This is a genomic window from Psychrobacter sp. SWN149, from assembly GCF_015864565.1.
Classification (GTDB): domain Bacteria; phylum Pseudomonadota; class Gammaproteobacteria; order Pseudomonadales; family Moraxellaceae; genus Psychrobacter.
The window spans coordinates 44,354-62,296 of record NZ_JADYWX010000006.1 but is presented as its reverse complement, the minus strand read 5'-3'; the positions used below and the strand labels follow the sequence as shown (position 1 = coordinate 62,296).

Annotated in this window: 13 protein-coding genes and 2 tRNA genes; 7 read left to right on the top strand and 8 right to left on the bottom strand. The window is 45.7% G+C overall.

Annotation, left to right across the window (positions count from 1 at the left end; translation table 11 throughout):
- Nucleotides 1–137 precede the first annotated feature (137 nt).
- The 6 genes from mraY to rsmH all read right to left on the bottom strand — a co-directional run bounded on the left by mraY (nt 138) and on the right by rsmH (nt 8,594).
- On the bottom strand, nt 138–1,256 hold the full coding sequence (mraY, locus tag I6E86_RS11050) for a phospho-N-acetylmuramoyl-pentapeptide-transferase (protein ID WP_197177524.1): 1,119 nt from the start codon (nt 1,254–1,256) through the stop codon (nt 138–140).
- A gap of 3 nt (nt 1,257–1,259) precedes the next feature.
- Nucleotides 1,260–2,711, bottom strand: a complete 1,452-nt coding sequence (locus I6E86_RS11045) for a UDP-N-acetylmuramoyl-tripeptide--D-alanyl-D-alanine ligase (protein ID WP_197177523.1) — start codon at nt 2,709–2,711, stop codon at nt 1,260–1,262.
- An 83-nt stretch (nt 2,712–2,794) separates the two neighbouring features.
- Nucleotides 2,795–4,477, bottom strand: a complete 1,683-nt coding sequence (locus I6E86_RS11040) for a UDP-N-acetylmuramoyl-L-alanyl-D-glutamate--2,6-diaminopimelate ligase (protein ID WP_197177522.1) — start codon at nt 4,475–4,477, stop codon at nt 2,795–2,797.
- Between the two features lie 73 nt (nt 4,478–4,550).
- Entirely contained in the window at nt 4,551–6,641 is a 2,091-nt protein-coding gene (locus I6E86_RS11035; protein ID WP_197177521.1) for a peptidoglycan D,D-transpeptidase FtsI family protein, read from the bottom strand.
- Nucleotides 6,638–7,135 carry a cell division protein FtsL gene (locus I6E86_RS11030; protein ID WP_197177520.1) on the bottom strand — a complete coding sequence of 166 codons (498 nt, stop codon included), beginning with the start codon at nt 7,133–7,135 and terminating at the stop codon, nt 6,638–6,640. The genes I6E86_RS11035 and I6E86_RS11030 overlap by 4 nt, the downstream gene beginning before the upstream one ends.
- A gap of 352 nt (nt 7,136–7,487) precedes the next feature.
- The gene (gene rsmH / locus I6E86_RS11025) at nt 7,488–8,594 is read right to left on the bottom strand and encodes a 16S rRNA (cytosine(1402)-N(4))-methyltransferase RsmH (protein WP_320158537.1); all 1,107 of its coding nucleotides are present in this window, start codon (nt 8,592–8,594) and stop codon (nt 7,488–7,490) included.
- 326 nt (nt 8,595–8,920) lie between these two features.
- On the opposite strand from rsmH, the gene gltX reads away from it, so the two are divergent.
- From gltX to I6E86_RS10995, 6 genes are all read left to right on the top strand, one after another.
- Nucleotides 8,921–10,447, top strand: a complete 1,527-nt coding sequence (gene gltX, locus I6E86_RS11020; RefSeq protein WP_197177519.1) for a glutamate--tRNA ligase — start codon at nt 8,921–8,923, stop codon at nt 10,445–10,447.
- A 142-nt stretch (nt 10,448–10,589) separates the two neighbouring features.
- Nucleotides 10,590–10,967 (top strand): hypothetical protein, encoded by a 378-nt coding sequence (locus I6E86_RS11015; protein ID WP_197177518.1) that lies wholly within the window; start codon nt 10,590–10,592, stop codon nt 10,965–10,967.
- A 122-nt stretch (nt 10,968–11,089) separates the two neighbouring features.
- Nucleotides 11,090–11,165, top strand: a tRNA-Ala gene (locus I6E86_RS11010).
- A gap of 155 nt (nt 11,166–11,320) precedes the next feature.
- A tRNA-Glu gene (locus I6E86_RS11005) sits at nt 11,321–11,396 on the top strand.
- Between the two features lie 271 nt (nt 11,397–11,667).
- Nucleotides 11,668–12,321, top strand: coding sequence for a LysE family translocator (locus tag I6E86_RS11000; protein WP_197177517.1), 654 nt, complete (start codon nt 11,668–11,670; stop codon nt 12,319–12,321).
- A 32-nt stretch (nt 12,322–12,353) separates the two neighbouring features.
- On the top strand, nt 12,354–12,812 hold the full coding sequence (locus I6E86_RS10995) for a hypothetical protein (protein WP_197177516.1): 459 nt from the start codon (nt 12,354–12,356) through the stop codon (nt 12,810–12,812).
- Nucleotides 12,813–12,926: 114 nt separating this feature from the next.
- On the opposite strand, the gene acnA is transcribed toward I6E86_RS10995, so the two are convergent.
- Together acnA and I6E86_RS10985 are read right to left on the bottom strand one after the other, a co-directional pair.
- On the bottom strand, nt 12,927–15,755 hold the full coding sequence (acnA, locus tag I6E86_RS10990; RefSeq protein WP_197177515.1) for an aconitate hydratase AcnA: 2,829 nt from the start codon (nt 15,753–15,755) through the stop codon (nt 12,927–12,929).
- 293 nt (nt 15,756–16,048) lie between these two features.
- Nucleotides 16,049–17,098: a DUF3025 domain-containing protein gene (locus I6E86_RS10985; protein ID WP_197177514.1), complete on the bottom strand. Its 1,050-nt coding sequence runs from the start codon at nt 17,096–17,098 to the stop codon at nt 16,049–16,051.
- A gap of 127 nt (nt 17,099–17,225) precedes the next feature.
- On the opposite strand from I6E86_RS10985, the gene I6E86_RS10980 reads away from it, so the two are divergent.
- Nucleotides 17,226–17,942, top strand: a complete 717-nt coding sequence (locus tag I6E86_RS10980; protein ID WP_197177513.1) for a metal-dependent hydrolase — start codon at nt 17,226–17,228, stop codon at nt 17,940–17,942.
- Nucleotide 17,943: the final 1 nt, after the last annotated feature.

Sequence of the window (17,943 nt, the reverse complement as noted above, 5' to 3'; positions counted from 1 at the left end):
ATATGAGTCGCATTTTAACAAAGTTCGCAGGCCTTAAGCGACAAAAAGCCACCTCAATGATGATTGAGGTGGCTTTTTTGATCACATTTCTGATTACGATAGGCAACTATTCAGTGTTGCTTTATCCGAGAGATCAATCAACGTAGCTTTAGAGTCATCAGTCCAAGAATAACGAGAATGATGGCGATAATCCAAAACCTTGCCACTACTTGTGTTTCTTTCCAGCCAATCTCTTCGAAATGATGATGTAATGGCGCCATACGAAAAACGCGTTTTTTACGCAGTTTGTATGAGCCCACTTGCAACATCACTGACAATGCTTCAGCGACAAACAAGCCGCCCATAATCGCAAAAGCAATCTCTTGGCGTGTCATGACAGCAATCGTTCCTAACATCGCGCCTAATGCCAGTGCGCCTACATCACCCATAAACACTTGGGCCGGATGCGCATTGAACCACAAGAAACCAAGACCGGCGCCGACCATCGAGCCACAGACGATAATGACTTCAGAGTTATAAGCGATATAAGGCACATGCAAATAGTCTGCGAAACGTACGTCACCTGAGACGTAGGCCATCGCACCTAAACCTGCGGCCACTAAGACCACCGGCAGTATCGCTAAACCGTCTAAACCATCGGTCAAATTGACCGCGTTAGACGCACCATTAATCACAAAATATGTGAAAATAATAAACCCAATGCCAAATGGCACTGCCGAAAACGGAATCATCCAGTCTTTAAATATCGGTAGTAGCAGATCTTGCATTTCACGCGTGGTGTTGATGTCTGGCTGTAACGTGGCAATGTAATACAGAGACACCCCAACGAACAATGCACCCATCGATAGCCAAAAATACTTTTTGCGCGCAATCAGGCCTTTTGGGTCCTTATATTTAATCTTTAGCCAATCATCAGCCCAGCCTACTGCCCCAAAAATAACCATGACAACAAGTAAAATCCAGACATAAGGATTGTTCAGACGGGCCCACAATAGCGTCGATATCCCAATGGCACTGAGAATCAGGACACCGCCCATGGTTGGTGTGCCCGTTTTGGCCAAATGTGACTGTGGCCCGTCATTACGAATCGCTTGACCGTATTTGAGCGAACGCAGATGTCGAATAACAGGTCCACCCAAAGCCATACTAAATGCAAGGGCGGTGACGACCGCGAGCAGTGCTCGTAGCGTCAACGAAGAAACCGCAGAAAACGGCGAGTAATACTGGCCAAGCCAGCCGAACAACCAAACTAACACCGCCTACTCCTCTACTAGCGCATGAATAAGTGTTTCCATTTCCATGGAACGAGAGCCTTTGAACAATACCGTACAAGGCTTGGCTTGTTGCGCTTGCAAATATGACTGCAAGTACGCTAACAGGCTGTCTTTATCTGCGAAGGCATGAGCACTGATACCAGAAATCTCTTTTGCGCCTGCCACGGTATAAGGGGCATATTCACCCACACAGAGCAGCACATTGACACCTGTGGTCGCGATAGCGCGCCCCAGGCTCTGATGCTCACTGACGGCCGCTTCTCCTAGCTCAAAGATATCACCCAGTACCATCACTTGCGTACCTGTTTGCGCCGCCAAGACTTTAGCGGCAGCGCGTACTGAATGTGGGTTGGCATTATAAGTATCATCAATGAGTCGATGCATACCCAGTATCTGGCTGTTTAGACGTCCTTTGGCAGGACGTGCGTTTTCAAGTCCGATGACAATGTCGCTCACAGCAATATCGAGTGCGTATGCACAGGCAGCAGCGGCCAGAGCATTATTGACATTGTGCTCGCCTGCTAATGGCAGGCTAATATCATGAACCTGGTTACCAATATGCAGCTTAAACTCGCTACGCTCAGGCTCAACATCTAAGTGGCTGGCACTCACGTCAGTGCTACCAAATCCAATCACATGTGAAGTATGCTGTTCGGCAATGCGGCGTAGCTCATTGGTAAAATCATCCTTATCAGGCACGATCGCACATTGGGCGTCAGTCAAAGTATGATAAATCTCAGCCTTGGTCTGGCAGATACCCTCACGGCTACCGAACTCACCTAGATGAGCAGTACCAATATTTAGAATACAGGCTACATCAGGACGGACAATTTCAGTTGTATAAGCAATTTCGCCAATATGGTTGGCACCTAACTCTAAGATGGCATAGCGGTGATGATCGGACAACTCAAGCAACATCATTGGCACACCCAAATCGTTGTTTAGGTTGCCACGGGTAATCAGGGTGGGTGCCAATCTACCAAAGATACTGCCCAGCATCTCTTTACAAGTTGTCTTGCCGCTAGAGCCGGTGATGGCAATCACAGTCAAATCTTTGTGCTGCTGACGACGATAAGAAGCCAATTGACCTAACGCCAGACGAGTGTCACTAACCACTAGCTGCGCAATATCATTTGCTTCCGCTGCGGAAATAGGACGAGAGACGACTGCAGCGACAGCACCTTTATCTATAGCAGTCGCGATATAATCGTGACCGTCAAAATTATCACCCGTTAATGCCAAAAATATGTCACCTGGCTTAATAGTGCGAGTATCAGTGGCAATACGTTTGCTGCTTAGCGCATCAGTTGCAAGTGCAGTCTCTGTCTGCGGTAGCTGCCAATGACCATCGAGCGATGCGGTCGCTGCAAGCAGATTGTTCATTTGCCAGACATAGAGGCCTTGCGACTGGATAGAATTATCGTTGTCGGCTGTCATAATGATTACCTTATATGATGACTTAATTTTTATAGTTAACGACTTTTTGGATTATACGCACAGTAAAAGCCTGCGACTGATACTTATATACGGCCCACTTGCGCTAATGCCTGCTCTAAAATAACACTGTCATCAAAATCATAACGGACATGATTGATCTCTTGATAGGTCTCGTGACCCTTACCTGCGATCACGACGATATCATTTGGACTGGCATGAGCCACAGCATACTCAATCGCTTTTTGGCGGGCAGGCTCGATATGGGTGCGTTGATATTGCTCCGTACTCATGCCAGTCTGCATGTCTTGCAATATAACATTGGGGTCTTCGGTGCGTGGGTTGTCAGCGGTTAAGATGACTTGATCAGCACCTGCCAGCCCTGCTTGCGCCATCAGTGGACGCTTGCCTGCATCGCGATCACCACCGCAACCGAACACTGCCCATAGCTGACCATCACAGTGGGTCTTTAGGCTTGCCAGTACTTGACTGAGAGCATCTGGGGTATGTGCATAATCAACGATGAAACAGCCATCATTGGATGGTACACGCTGCATACGCCCGACCGCACCTTGTAGCTGCGGAACAGCACACATAATCTGCGCCATATCGATGTCATTGGTGTTGGCATCAAGTGCTATTGCCGCAGCGATAGCCGCAAGCAAATTGGCAACGTTAAAGCGTCCTAACAATGGGCTGACGAGATCCACGGTATCAGTCTGTCCATCACCGAAGTCAGTACGTAGCGTGATTTTGACACCTTGCAAACTCGGCATGACACTCACTGCGCCAAAAGTGGCAAGTTTTGCAGGATCTAGGGTATAAGTCCAAACCGTTAAACCGCTAGCATTTGCCGTATCCAGCATAACCTGAGCATGCTCATCATCAATATTGATCACGGCATGAGTCAAATCTGGAAAATGTGCTTTATCAAATAGCTTGGCTTTGGCAGCCGCATATTCTGCCATATCAGCATGGTAGTCTAAATGGTCACGGCTCAGATTTGTATACACTGCTACGGTGACTGGCATGCCTTGTAGCCGCTGCTGATCTAACCCATGCGAGCTGGCTTCTAGTGCCAGTACTTCAGCCTTTTCTGTGCCCATTTGATACAAGAACTGCTGTACAGCTAAGGCATCTCCAGTGGTATGGCTGGCCTGAACCAAGGCACCGAGCCTACCGTTACCAGCCGTACCCATCACCGCACTACTCTTGCCTGTCAGTTGGGTCAACTGTGCGACTAATTGACTGATGGTGGTTTTGCCATTAGTACCCGTCACCGCTATGACCGCTGGTAAGGTGACTGGCTGCTGATACTGAAGCCGCGCTTGAATCAAGCTACCCAAAAAATCACGCACATTGGGAACGTACATTATAGGACACGGCAGATCGACGGACTTATTATCGGTCGCCTGCGTAGGTGATGTCTCATTTACTGTATTAAATAACGAGGTAGGATCTACTTCTGAGAGGATAAAGGCCGCATTTTTAGCCGCTTGTAATAGATAATCACGACTTTTTTGATCATCAGATGTTTGGCTTTTTAAAAGGACAAACACATCATTGGGTGATAATTGACGGCTGTCTAATCGAAACTGCTGAAAAGGAATATCAGCAATGGCAGTTATTTGATTTGGATCTGCCTGAACCATCTCTGCCATCATCGCTGTGAGTTGCTGTACTAACCTACTGTGACGGTCAGCGCTGAGATTTATCAGCTGCTGTAAAGTGACAGTGGTATTGTCTGGCAATGAGGTCGGCATGGTCATGGGCAAGTCCTAAACAGTTAAAACAATTTGGCTCTCAAAGAGCCAAAACTCGAAGTCAAAAGTAATCACACACCTATTGCGGTTTGGTCTCTAATGGCTTATCCAAAGGCACATTGTACAATCGCAATGCTTCTTTCATCACATTATGGAATACTGGTGCGACGGTGAGACCAGCATAAATCTGACCACGCGGATCTTCTATCAGCATCACACCTACTAGCTTCGGATTGGACGCCGGAGCCATACCAGCAAAAACATTGCGATACTGATCGGTATAATAGCCACCTTTTGGGTTGATACGGCGCGATGTACCTGTTTTACCTGCCACGCGATAACCATCAATGGCAGCATCTTTTGCCGTACCGCCAGGCTCCGTGACGCTCTCAAGCATCTGTACGATAGACATGGCTTTTTCGTGCGCCATGATACGTTTGCTTGGCTGCGATTTGTCACCCTTAATTAAGGTCAACGGATGCATCACACCGCCTGCTGCCAGTGCTGAATACGCCTGAGCCACTTGCGCGAGCGTTACTTGTAGACCATAACCATAACTGACTGTGGCACGGCGTGAAGTTTCTTTTTCTTTTGGTGTGACGATTAGGCCGCTGCCTTCACCTGGGAACTGCAAAGGGGTTTTTGAGCCAAAACCAAACTGCCTTTGCATATTACTAATAGCATCGGCTGGCAGTGATAGCGCAATCTTGGTGGAGGCCACGTTACTCGATTTCTGTAATAGCGTTGCCAGATTAATCATACCCAGATTATTATGATCTCGAATGGTGTAGCCGCGCACACGAATGGAGCCAGGATTGGTATCAATGAGAGTTGTCGGCGTATATTTACCAGAGTCTAAGGCGGCAGCAACGGTAAATGGCTTCATCACTGAACCCGGTTCAAAAACATCCAACAATGCACGGTTACGTTGGTTTTCACCGGTCATCTCATTGAGGTTGTTTGAATTAAATGCCGGCCACGTCGATAGCGCAAGGACTTCACCCGTTTGTACATCAACGATCATACCCGTCGACCAGCGTGCTTTTTGTAAGCGGCCTGCTTTTTCTAGCTCTTTATACAGCAGATACTGCAAGCGCGAATCAATCGTCAAGGCCACATCTTTGCCAGGTATTTCAGGCTTAATCTGCTTGATTTCTTTTAGACTGTTTTGCTTGGCATCTTTTAGAACGAGTACCTTACCATCCTCACCTGCCAGCTCTTTTTCATACTGACGTTCAATGCCCGCACGTCCCTCATAGTTACCTTCAGGATCTTTGGAGTTTTGACCCATAAACCCTAGCAACTGTGCGTTGGACTGTGGCTGCGGATAGTAGCGCTGAAAGAAGTTTTTTTCATTGACACCAGGAAAATCAAGCGAGCTAACGCTTTGAGCAATCTCGGGAGTCACTTTATTTAGCAGGGGCAGATAATGCGAGCCTGCGCCAGATGGTAGCGCGGCTTTAACCGCATTTTCATCCGTCACATCAATACTGTCATCGATGGCAGTGACTTTTTTCAACTCATCAACTGAGATATTAGCGGCAGCAGCAAGGGTCGTCAGATCCATATTATCCAAGCGTTTTTGCATACGCGCTTGTAATTGTGGACTGCTCGGGTTTGTAAGTATAATGCGTTTTAGCTCGTAGTATTCACGCGAGTAGTCGTGCGGACTAAAGGATACAGTCGCAAGCGGGGCACTGACCGCGAGTGGCAAATTATTGCGATCGGTAATCATACCTCGATAGGATTTTTGCGTGCGCTCGCTGGTAATGAGCTCATTACCTTTGTCTTGATAAAACTTCGCGTTGGCCACTTGAATATAATAAGCACGGCCAATCAACAGCGCCAATACAACCAGTGCCAGTCCCCAAACCATACGAAAACGGTTTTTGTCTTGCTCAAACCCACCAAGAGTAGAAGCACCTGAGGCCTTACTAGAAAAAACCATTTTACTTTTTCGGTTTTTTACACTGGTATAAGCGCCTTGGACATCGGTTTTTTTGATACGACCAAACAGTTTGGCTTTGCGATCACTAGCGGCTTTATTAGGTTTATCGCTCGTTTGTCCAGATTTGGCAGCACTGGCACGGCGCAGAGGCTTAGTTACCTTGCCACTGGCTGGTTTTTTACTGGTGTTTTTTGCGGTGGATTTAGGTTTTTTATCAGTCATTGTCCTGCCTCCACTGCCGCTGTGTCAGTTGCAGGCTCCTCAGGAGAGATATCGGTAGACGCACGTGGTCCGACGACCTCAGAGGCATCCTCATCAGAGTCCTCAGAAACCACAGGCACTAAAGCGGTCGCCACACCAGGCTGAATAATCAACTTGTCTTTGAGTGTTGGTGAATACATGCCCAATTCAGAAACTGCACGACTGGCGATTTGCGGGGTGGCACTAAAGGTCTGCTGCTCAATCAATAGGCGCTGATGCTCTACTTGTAGCTTACGCTCTTGTTTTTTCATATCTTGCAAGGTTTTATAGTCCTGATGATATTGCTGAACTTCTTCGGCAGTTTTGATACCGCTCCATACGATCGCAGCTGCCAGTAACACCAGCACCGCCACATAGATACTCACCACATTAAAACGGCGCACGAATAGCTCGCCGATATCGGTGTTGTAGGCTGCGGCAGCGCGGCGGTTTGCAGGTTTGTCAGATATTGCCATGACGATCTCAAAAATGAACGTAAACGATAAAGTAGATACTAGTTTGTGAACAACGAACCTATCATTGCCCAGCAGTACCATCGATAAAAATAAAACCAAATCTACTGCTTGGCAGCATGAAACAAGCCATTACTTCGCTTAAGCTTAGATGACAACAGGCGCTTAAAAGTGATTGATTTATTAGTCCATCACCCGCCACACAACCAAAAATCAACTGCTGAGACTATCAGACAATATTTACAGCTTTTTAACAGTGGCGTAGCGATTAAGACATTTGCACACCATTTAGACAGACAATAGCAACCCTATACCCTTTGCATAGTTTCTATAGCTCGCGCGATGTAGCTAAAGCCTACTTTTTGTCAGCCTGTTCGTACACTATATCGGTACGGGTGGCCATACGTAGCCACGCACTGCGCGAGCGCGGGTTATGACTGGTTTCAGCTTTGCTTGGGCCCACACGTTTTGGCTTGCTAAAGTAGCGTGGACGATTGGGCGGCATCGGCAGGTTCTCGTCTTCTGGATACTGACCTTTGCTATGGCGCTGCAAAAACTGCTTGATACGGCGATCTTCAAGTGAGTGAAAGCTAATAACAGCCAATTGCCCACCTGATTTCAAAATCGGGATACTTTGCTCTAAAAAGGCATCGACATCGCCAAGCTCATTATTAATAAAAATACGCATTGCTTGAAAGCTCTGAGTCGCTGGATGCTTGCCGCGCTGCCAGTTAGGATGCGCAACCTTAATCACTTCTGCCAGCTCTAGCGTGGACTTGTAGCTGTCCATCTGTTTGATGGCTCGCGCAATACGGCGACTGTGACGCTCTTCACCAAACTCATAGAGCACATTGGCTAGCGTTTCGTCATCGACTTTTTCAAGCCACTGAGCAACTGACTGGCCACGACTGGTGTCCATACGCATGTCCACTGCCCCATCACGCATGAAGCTAAAGCCCCGACTGCCATCATCAATCTGCGGTGATGAAATGCCCAAATCCGCCATCAAGCCGTCAACTTGCACGATACCCATGGCTGCCAAGCTATCCGTCAACGTCGCAAAGCTGTCATGAACCACTTTCACGCGGCTATCAGTACTTGCCAGCTCTTGAGCCACGCTAATGGCTGTCGGGTCTTTGTCAAAGACAATCAACTGCGCATCATCGGCCAGCTGACTTAATAGTAGCCTGCTATGTCCACCGCGCCCAAAGGTTGCATCAACGTAAATGCCACTTACCTTCAAGCTATTCTGGTCGTCATTGCTTTGATTGACACTGTTTTGAGCATCATTGCCTGTTTGCTTTGGTAAGGATTTGACGCCCAGCACTGCCGCGACGGTTTCTGGTAAAAGCACAGCATCATGAACGAAACTTAATTCGTCAGAGTGGGTATCGTCAGCAGTTTCAGGATGATTTACGTTAGATAGTGGCTTATTTTCTGGCTTATTATTTAATAGTGACACAAACGACTCAGTAGATGGCGACCATATTGGCCAGTAATAGTAAAAAATCAGATGAAAATAAACAAGTTATGCCTTGCCTAGCATTATTATCGCAAGGATATATCTGTAGTCAAGCGCTAGAAGGGCTTTTCATTAAAAATATCCCATCTCTCTGTTATACTAGCGCTATATTTTACGCTATTTTTATACTTTGACGACTATTGTTTCATCCGTATTTTTTATTCAAATATTTCATTCATATTTGTCATTGCGATTTTTTATTACCCTCTTTCATTGCTAGACTCATTAACCAACACATTCATTAACAAACGTATTTTGAGATTCCTATGACCCAAACATCGACCCAAGCACCAACGCGCCCTGTCCGTACTCGCATTGCACCCTCACCGACTGGCTTTCCTCACGTAGGAACAGCTTATATCGCCCTATTTAACTTGGCCTTTGCTAAAGCGCATGGCGGCGAATTCATTTTGCGTATCGAAGACACTGACCAAACGCGATCAACTGAGCAATCAGAGCAAATGATTTTGGACGCCTTACGTTGGGTCGGTCTAGATTGGAGCGAGGGTCCAGATATCGGTGGTCCACACGCCCCTTATCGTCAGAGCGAGCGTAGCGACATTTATACCAAACACGCCGAGATGCTTATAGAAAAAGACCATGCGTTTCGCTGTTTTTGTACCAGTGAAGAGCTAGACACCATGCGTGCTGAGCAAATGGCCAATGGCGAGACCCCACGTTATGACGGTCGCTGTGCTCACCTTGCACCAGAAACTACCGAGCAATTGGTAAGCGAGGGCAAACCGCATGTGATTCGTATGCGTGTACCCACTGAAGGCATCTGCCAAGTACATGACATGCTGCGCGGTACGGTTGAGATTCCTTGGACCCAAGTCGACATGCAAGTGCTGCTAAAAACAGACGGCATGCCAACATACCATTTAGCCAATGTCGTCGACGATCACTTGATGGATATCAGTCATGTGATGCGCGGTGAGGAATGGTTGAACTCTGCGCCTAAGCATCAGTTGCTTTATGAATATTTTGGTTGGGAGATGCCGACCCTTTGCCACATGCCATTACTGCGTAACCCAGACAAATCAAAGCTGTCTAAGCGTAAAAACCCAACCTCTATCACCTACTATCGTGATGCGGGCGTGCTACCTGAAACGTTGCTCAACTATCTCGGTCGTATGGGCTACTCGATGCCAAATGATGCTGAGCAGTTTACCTTAGAAGAAATGATTGCCAGCTTTGACATTCAGCGTGTGTCACTCGGCGGCCCTATCTTCGACATCGAAAAACTAAACTGGCTCAATGCTGAGTGGCTACGCGCCCTAACCCCTGAAGAACTAAAGAACAAAATCCTCGAATGGGCAAGCAATAGCGACAAATTAACGGCTATCGCAGCGGCGATTCAACCACGTATCGAGCTATTATCTGATGCGGTGAACTGGAGTGGCTTCTACTTCCAGAATCTACCTGCCATCACTGCGGAGAGCTTTACCCATAAGACGCTTACGCCTGAACAAATCATGGATATGCTACAGCTGTCATTATGGCAGTTAGAAGTCCTACCAACGTGGTCAGAAGAAAACATCTACGCCACCTTAAAAGGTCTGGCTGCTCACCTCGATATTAAGATGCGTGACTTTATGGCGCCGTTCTTTATCGCTATCGCTGGTAGCACGTCATCGACGCCAGTCATGAACTCTATGGCGATTATTGGTGCTGACATGACGCTGACACGCTTGCGCCATGCCGTTGATGTACTGGGTGGCCTCGGTAAAAAGAAACTTAAAAAACTTGAGAAACAAGCGGCAGAATTGCCAGACTTTTTGGCTGCTGAATAACTTATCTGCTAAATAATCAATTAGCTAAAATTTTTGAATGTAAAAGGGTCAGGCCAGTTCTGACCCTTTTTCGTTACTAATAGGTATTACTACCCTTAGACTATTAAATATCCTTTATCAAACTTCTTCACTGGAAATAAACATGACTGCCAAAACCGTCACGATAGAAAGCAAAGATTATGTCTTTAACACGCTCAAAGAAGCACAGAAATATTATGATGCCATCGTAAAAGAGCTTTTTGATGCAAGACTTACCCTGACAAAGGGTCAAGACTTCGAAGATTTAAAATGGATATATAACACCCACTGCGCTTATACCAAGCATAATCTAGATAAATTGAGCGAGTTTAACGTCGTTGGCTTTAAAGGTATCAGAACAATCAGAGAAAAAGGGGGTCAATATGTCCCTACTGAGTGCTGTGTAATTATATTCTCTGATGGTAACTCCAATTGTACCGAAGAAGAGTTTTATACGGATAAAGCCATCAAAGAGATCTCTCTCAAGCAAAATCCACGCTAATTTGGGCCTATCAAGCAGCTAAAATCCCTTTCAATACTTTTTTTTGCATATTTATGCATTATTTTTAAAATAGTAGTTGACAAGACTGCTGCTCTTACATAAAATACGCACACTCTTAGCGAGGGGCTATAGCTCAGTTGGTAGAGCACTTGCATGGCATGCAAGGGGTCAACGGTTCGACTCCGTTTAGCTCCACCATACTATTTATTGCAACGCTCAGTACTACTGAAACGTAACCTTAAATACTCGCTAGTAGGACGATATCAGCACCTAGGCAATGCTTTTTCTATTCATAGATAAGCTATCTGATATTGTGAGGTACCGTTATAACCATTGGTTATAACACTCTATGCGTCCCCATCGTCTAGAGGCCTAGGACACTGCCCTTTCACGGCGGTAACGGGGGTTCGAATCCCCCTGGGGACGCCACTATTCGGCGTCACTTATTAGCACTGTTGCTTAGCATTAGATTAGACTAATAAGCGAACAATAAAAAATCCCAGTCATCATACGGCGACTGGGATTTTTTATGTCTGTTGTTTCTCAAAATACTCTATTCTATTGTCACCAGCTTATTGTTAATAGCGCTATTGCCAACCTATCTAATACTCTTTAATATCGACGTGACAAGCGTTTTAATAAAGTGCTGCCACCTACTATAAATGATGGGGCTTAGCGTGATTAAAGGGAAGTGATTGCTATGTTTGGTATCGAGAATTATCTAGGGTTTATCTTAGCCGCTATTTTATTAAACCTGACGCCTGGCACTGACAGTATATATATTATTACTCGTAGTGTCTCACAGGGACAGACCGCTGGATTTCATTCTGTATTGGGCATTACCTCAGGTATTTTGGTGCATACCTTATTGGCATCCCTAGGATTATCGGTATTACTCGCCAGCTCACCAATGGCATTTATGATCGTCAAATATATTGGTGCAGCTTACTTGTGCTATTTGGGTCTAAAGATGCTACTGAGCAAAAACTCAAATTCGATAGCAAGCAGTTTGGCTGAAAATCAAAACCTTACTGGTAAGTCTAGCAAAGCAGGCTGGCAGACTTATAAGCAAGGCGTATTGACCAATGTGTTTAACCCAAAGGTCGCGCTATTCTTTTTAGCCTTCCTTCCCCAGTTTATCGACTCTAGCTATGCTTATGGCATGCTGTCGTTTTTGATGCTCGGAATCACTTTTGCCGTCACTGGCTTTATCTGGTTTTCTTGTTTGTCACTGCTATCATCACGTTTTAGCAAGAGCCTACGAGAAAAACCGTCTATCGAAACCTTATTAAACAAAATTAGCGGTGTGATATTTTTTGGCTTAGGTATTAAGCTGTTGACTGAGAAAGCTTGATAGCATTGGAATACATAGTAGAGGATGTGATAATGAACGATGATACTAAGAAAAAGTTTACGTTACTACTCGAAGAGCTACTCAACACTGAATGCTCAGAGCCAAGGCAAATAGAAATAAATCTTGAACTAAATAAATTATCTCCCGATCCATTTTGGAGTGACTATATATTCTGGAATAATGAGTATGCACACGAAGATGGCCGTATAAAGTACGAGGCGTTTTTTGATAAAATTTCTGAGTACCCAAATTCTTACGAGTATAAAACAAAGAGTCGCATTTTAGTGCTGGCTCAAAAACTTGTTATCAGAGATTTCTCTGATATTAGTGAAATTGATATAGTAAATGAAATCAATGAACTGTCTCCTGATATCAGTTGGACGAACTATCTCTTTGTCGATAAGACCTGCTTAAACGATGACGGTAGCATCAATAAAGAAGCATTCTTAAATAGAATATTTAAGGAAAGCTGGAATGAGAACTTCAGATAAGTTAATGAAATAGATTTTCAGATATTTGCTTTATTTTTGCTCCACAAATAAAAAAGCCCAACCCCCTACTTTGATGGGGATTGGGCTTTTTGTCATATAGAGCTTAACTAATTACTAGCCTGCTTCTTTACTCTCAGCAGCCAATTGACGTAGTACATAGTGCAATACACCGCCATGACGCACATATTCGCGCTCTTTTGGTGTTTGTAGACCGACATTGACTTCAAAGGTCTCTGTTGACCCATCAGCACGCGTAGCAGTGACTTTGGCGGTTTTACTTTCACCATTATCCAGACCCGTGATGCTCAATACCTCAGAACCATCTAGTTTATATGTCTCTGCATTTTGACCATCTTTGAACGTCAATGGCAAGACGCCCATACCGACGAGGTTTGAACGGTGAATACGCTCAAACGAGCTGGTCAATACCGCTTTTACGCCTAGCAAAATAGTACCTTTGGCTGCCCAGTCGCGGCTAGAGCCAGAGCCATACTCTGCTCCGCCAAGCACGACGAGCGGACGCTTGTCTTCTTTATACTTCATCGCTGCGTTATAGATGGGCATTTCTTCGCCATCTTGCAGCGTGGCTTTATCACTGTTGAAGTAATAGGTGTAACCGCCTTCTGTACCGCCCATCATCGTATTCTTGATACGGATATTGGCAAAGGTACCACGAGTCATGACTGCATCATTACCACGGCGTGAGCCATAGCTGTTGAAGTCCGCTTCCATCACACCGCGCTCTTGCAGATACTTGCCTGCAGGTGAGTCTGGGTCGATATTACCCGCTGGTGAAATGTGATCAGTCGTGATTGAATCACCGAACAGACCTAAGATACGTGCGCCTTCGATATCAGGGATACCTTCTGGCTCCATGGTCATCCCATCAAAGAACGGTGGATTTTTGATATAGGTTGATTCTTCATCCCATGGATACAATTGGCTATCCGCTGAACTAATCGCGTTCCACGCTGCACTACCGTCGAACACTTCACCATAGTTTTTGCGGAACATATCGGCATCGATGTTGTTGGCAATCAGCTCATTGATCTCTTCTGAGGTTGGCCAGATGTCTTTTAAGAACACGTCATTACCGTCTTGGTCTTGTCCTAGCGGATGGGTCGTCAAGTCGATATCGACCGTACCAGCCAGCGCATAGGCGACGACCAATGGTGGTGACGCTAAGTAACTGGCTTTGACATGCGAGTGAATACGACCTTCAAAATTACGATTACCTGATAACACGGCAGCAGCGACCAAGTCATTCTCTTCGATGCCCTTCTCGATACTTTCAAGCAATGGCCCTGAGTTACCGATACAAGTCGTACAACCATAACCTACTAGATAGAAGCCTGTTTTTTCTAGCTCATCCATTAGTTTGGTTTTTTCTAGGTAATCAGTCACCACTTTTGAACCAGGTGCTAATGACGTTTTGACCCATGGCTTGGCTTTGAGGCCTTTTGCAGCAGCTTTTTTGGCCACTAGACCTGCACCAATCATTACTGCTGGGTTTGAAGTATTGGTACAAGAAGTAATGGCGGCAATCACGACTGAACCATCACGCAGCTTGTGATCTGTCTCATCAATCTTAACAGTAGAGAAAACCCCATTGGCAGGCTGATAGCCATCGTCTTGATCATCATCAATTTTTGGCTGTGCGGCTAAGTGTTCAGCTTGCTCTTGCTCACCGCCTTCTTGATCAAAGCGTACTTTGCCTTCTACTTCTGACTTGCGATCTTTGGTCATTTTTTCTAACGTTTCGCCAAACTTCTCATGCATATCAGACAGATTAATACGCTGCTGTGGCAAGTTAGGGCCAGCAAGTGCAGGCTGTACTGAAGACAGATCCAGCTCTAGCTTGCTCGAATAAATTGCCGCTGGCGTCTCGGCATCGTGCCATAGGCCTTGCGCCTTGGCATATTTCTCAACCAGTTCAATCTGTGCTTCGTCACGGCCAGATAGACGCAGGTAATCAATCGCCATTTGGTCAATTGGGAAAATACCACAAGTCGCACCATACTCTGGTGACATGTTGGCAATGGTGGCACGATCTGCTAACGGCATACTGTGCAAGCCTTTACCATAAAATTCGACGAACTTACCCACTACGCCATGTGCACGCAGCATCTCAACGACACGTAGTACCAAATCGGTTGCAGTGATGCCTTCAGTTAGCTTGCCTTTCAGCTCAAACCCGACCACTTGCGGAATCAGCATTGATGACGGTTGACCCAGCATCGCCGCTTCGGCTTCGATACCGCCCACACCCCAACCAAGCACGCCAATACCATTAATCATGGTGGTATGACTATCTGTACCAAACACCGTATCCGGATAAGCCATCAACTCGCCATCAACGTCTGCTGCCATCACGACACGGGCTAGATATTCAAGATTGACCTGATGCACGATACCTGTCGCTGGTGGTACGACGACGAAGTTTTCAAAGGCTTGCTTGCCCCAATGCAAAAACTCATAGCGCTCATTGTTACGCTTAAATTCAATCTTTTCGTTCAAATCTAGCGCATCTTCGCGGCCATAAGCATCTACTTGTACAGAGTGATCGACGACCAACTCACTAGGGATAAACGGATTGATCTGCTCAGCCTTACCGCCAAGCTCGACCACTGCATCACGCATCGCTGCCAAATCGACAACCGATGGTACACCCGTGAAATCCTGCAGCACCACACGCGCTGGCATAAAGGCAATTTCTTTTGACGCTTCAGCGCCTGCATCCCAGTTTGCAACCGCTTCAATGTGGTTCTTGCCGACGGACTGACCGCCGTCTTCGTTACGCAATAGGTTTTCTAATACCACTTTCATACAGAATGGTAGTGTCTTGATATGCTCGTAAGTTTCGGTTAGTTTTGGCAGGCTGTAGTAGGCATGTTCCTTGCCAGCAACCGAAAGGGTGTCTTTTACATCAAAAATATCACTCATGATAGCTTCCTTATCGTTGTTATAGATCCTGAACATAAATTATTATAAGTTTATGTATGACTGGTGGCTCAATAAATGATTGATCTGTTTTGCATTGATAGAGCAGTTTTATGAAACTGCCCGATGCGAATCTGTGTTAACAAAAGAGATAATCATCTCGTTACTATTTAACAGAAATGCCCTTTTACCATAACAAACATACAAGGCTTTGTTAATGTCTGGACGTTGTCAAATCGTGGCACAATCGTAAACGTAACAACGGTTTAGCGAGCTATTTTTTAAGCAATTCCTTTCTATTCATTTTTTATTTTTTGGCGTCGTCCACTGCGGAACACGTAGCTGTCTTCATAAAAGCCAGTATCTGCATTTTCTGCCCAAAAATGCGGTACACCTAAGATCGGTAATGGTGCAAGTTGGCGCGGTTTTACATCATCATTAGATAATAATGTGTCCATGTATTCAGCAACTTTGTCATCCAAACAGCTCATACGCTCAGTTAGCGATAGGTTAAAGAATTTTTGTGCAACATGAACGACAATGCTGTGGGCACATAAGGGTTTACGCGGGTGCACCAATTGCTCAAGCAGTGCATGCCCAAAGATATATACAGCGGCTTGAGCACTAGAATTTGGTTGTGTTGGGTTGTCCCATTTAGCACGAGGTTTCACCAAACTTGCCTGCCAGTCAAAATCGACTAATGCATCACCGATACTAGAATCAGAAGTCACTAGCACTGCCCCATTTTCATCAAAGACAGTAATGGTATCGCGCACACGCCCTCGACGCTCGCTGATGCCTTGCTTTGCGATTTCTAACATATGGTGATAGTTCAACACAGCTTTGGTCTTTGGAAAAGTCAGCCAAATGCTGCCATTAAATAAATCATGCAAGTTGTCACGCGTCGGAATGTTGCCGCTCGTACCGATGAATTGCTCATATGCTTCGCCTTCAGGCAATGCATTTTGAGAAACGAATTGTAGCGTTTGAGACTCATAATCATGGGCAGGTTTGGTGTGCGGCAACAATTGTTGCAAATTATCAGCCTGCTGCGTCATCGCCTTTTTTAAGACTTTTCCGATGATGTCAGAAGCATTTATATTGTGCTCATCTAGACTTTTCGCATTATCCAAACTATCCGAGCCATCGAAGCTATTTCTCTGCGGGTTTGAGCTACTAAGGCGCTCAATCGTTTTACTTAGATAACTCAACTGAGTAATGTGCGACAACCACGGTACTTGCCAATCAATGGCAGCAAAGCTGTTATCGAGCTTACCTTCTACTACAGGCTGCTGTTCGGTATGGATGTCAGAATCGATTCTGGTGGATAAATCACTGGCAGGCATAAGGAGCTCTCTCTTACGGGCTATCTCTATTAGACGTATGGACGGTCTATGGTATCATGGTGCGCTTTTTTACTGCTAGATGCGCCGCTCGAAAACGCTTTTTGAGCGCTATGGATGAATGAGTTTTATGGCAAATTTTAATACCCACCTAAATGTCGCCTTTATGGTCAGCGGCACGATGAGTCTCACGGTATATAAAGCCGGATTGATTGATGATTCGGGGTTTTTGGTATGCGTGGCGCTTGGTACTATCGGTGGATTGCTGCCAGATTTGGATTCTGATAATTCAACACCGATTAAGCTCGGTTTTAATATCACCTCGTTTATCTTTGCCTTTGGTTTGGTCATGCATTGGCGTAGCGATCTGAGCTTACTGGCATTGATAGCATTGTGGCTGGCGGGCTACAGTTTTATGCGTTACGTGGTTTTTCATGTCTTTACTACTATGACGGTGCATCGCGGCGTCATCCACTCTGTGCCGTATATGGCGATACTGGGATTGGGTCTGACGTGCCTAAGTTATTATGGTTTACATCTACCACTGACGACCAGCTGGTTTTATGGTCTGTTTTTATTTGGCGGTGCGATGGTGCATCTGTCGCTAGACGAGCTGTATAGCGTCAATTTGTCCAATATGAAAATGAAGCGCTCATCGGGTACTGCGATGAAGTTTTATCAGCCAAAAGACAAATGGTGGTATTTGCTTTTATACACTATCCTTGCGCTACTGGTATATGCCGCCCCGCCTTTTGAGATGTTTTGGTCACGATTGAGCGACCCTTCTGCATGGGCGCAGCTCAAAGTCGGCATATTGCCAGAATTAATAAAAAGCATGCTGCAATAAA

Excerpts from the sequence above, each read along its gene's own strand:
- I6E86_RS11035 (WP_197177521.1), bottom strand. The coding sequence starts at position 6,641 with ATGACTGATAAAAAACCTAAATCCACCGCAAAAAACACCAGTAAAAAA.
- I6E86_RS10980 (WP_197177513.1), top strand. The coding sequence starts at position 17,226 with ATGGCAAATTTTAATACCCACCTAAATGTCGCCTTTATGGTCAGCGGC.
- I6E86_RS11000 (WP_197177517.1), top strand. The coding sequence starts at position 11,668 with ATGTTTGGTATCGAGAATTATCTAGGGTTTATCTTAGCCGCTATTTTA.
- I6E86_RS10995 (WP_197177516.1), top strand. The coding sequence starts at position 12,354 with ATGAACGATGATACTAAGAAAAAGTTTACGTTACTACTCGAAGAGCTA.
- I6E86_RS11040 (WP_197177522.1), bottom strand. The coding sequence starts at position 4,477 with ATGACCATGCCGACCTCATTGCCAGACAATACCACTGTCACTTTACAG.
- gltX (WP_197177519.1), top strand. The coding sequence starts at position 8,921 with ATGACCCAAACATCGACCCAAGCACCAACGCGCCCTGTCCGTACTCGC.
- I6E86_RS11045 (WP_197177523.1), bottom strand. The coding sequence starts at position 2,711 with ATGACAGCCGACAACGATAATTCTATCCAGTCGCAAGGCCTCTATGTC.
- acnA (WP_197177515.1), bottom strand. The coding sequence starts at position 15,755 with ATGAGTGATATTTTTGATGTAAAAGACACCCTTTCGGTTGCTGGCAAG.
- I6E86_RS11015 (WP_197177518.1), top strand. The coding sequence starts at position 10,590 with ATGACTGCCAAAACCGTCACGATAGAAAGCAAAGATTATGTCTTTAAC.
- I6E86_RS11030 (WP_197177520.1), bottom strand. The coding sequence starts at position 7,135 with ATGGCAATATCTGACAAACCTGCAAACCGCCGCGCTGCCGCAGCCTAC.
- I6E86_RS10985 (WP_197177514.1), bottom strand. The coding sequence starts at position 17,098 with ATGCCTGCCAGTGATTTATCCACCAGAATCGATTCTGACATCCATACC.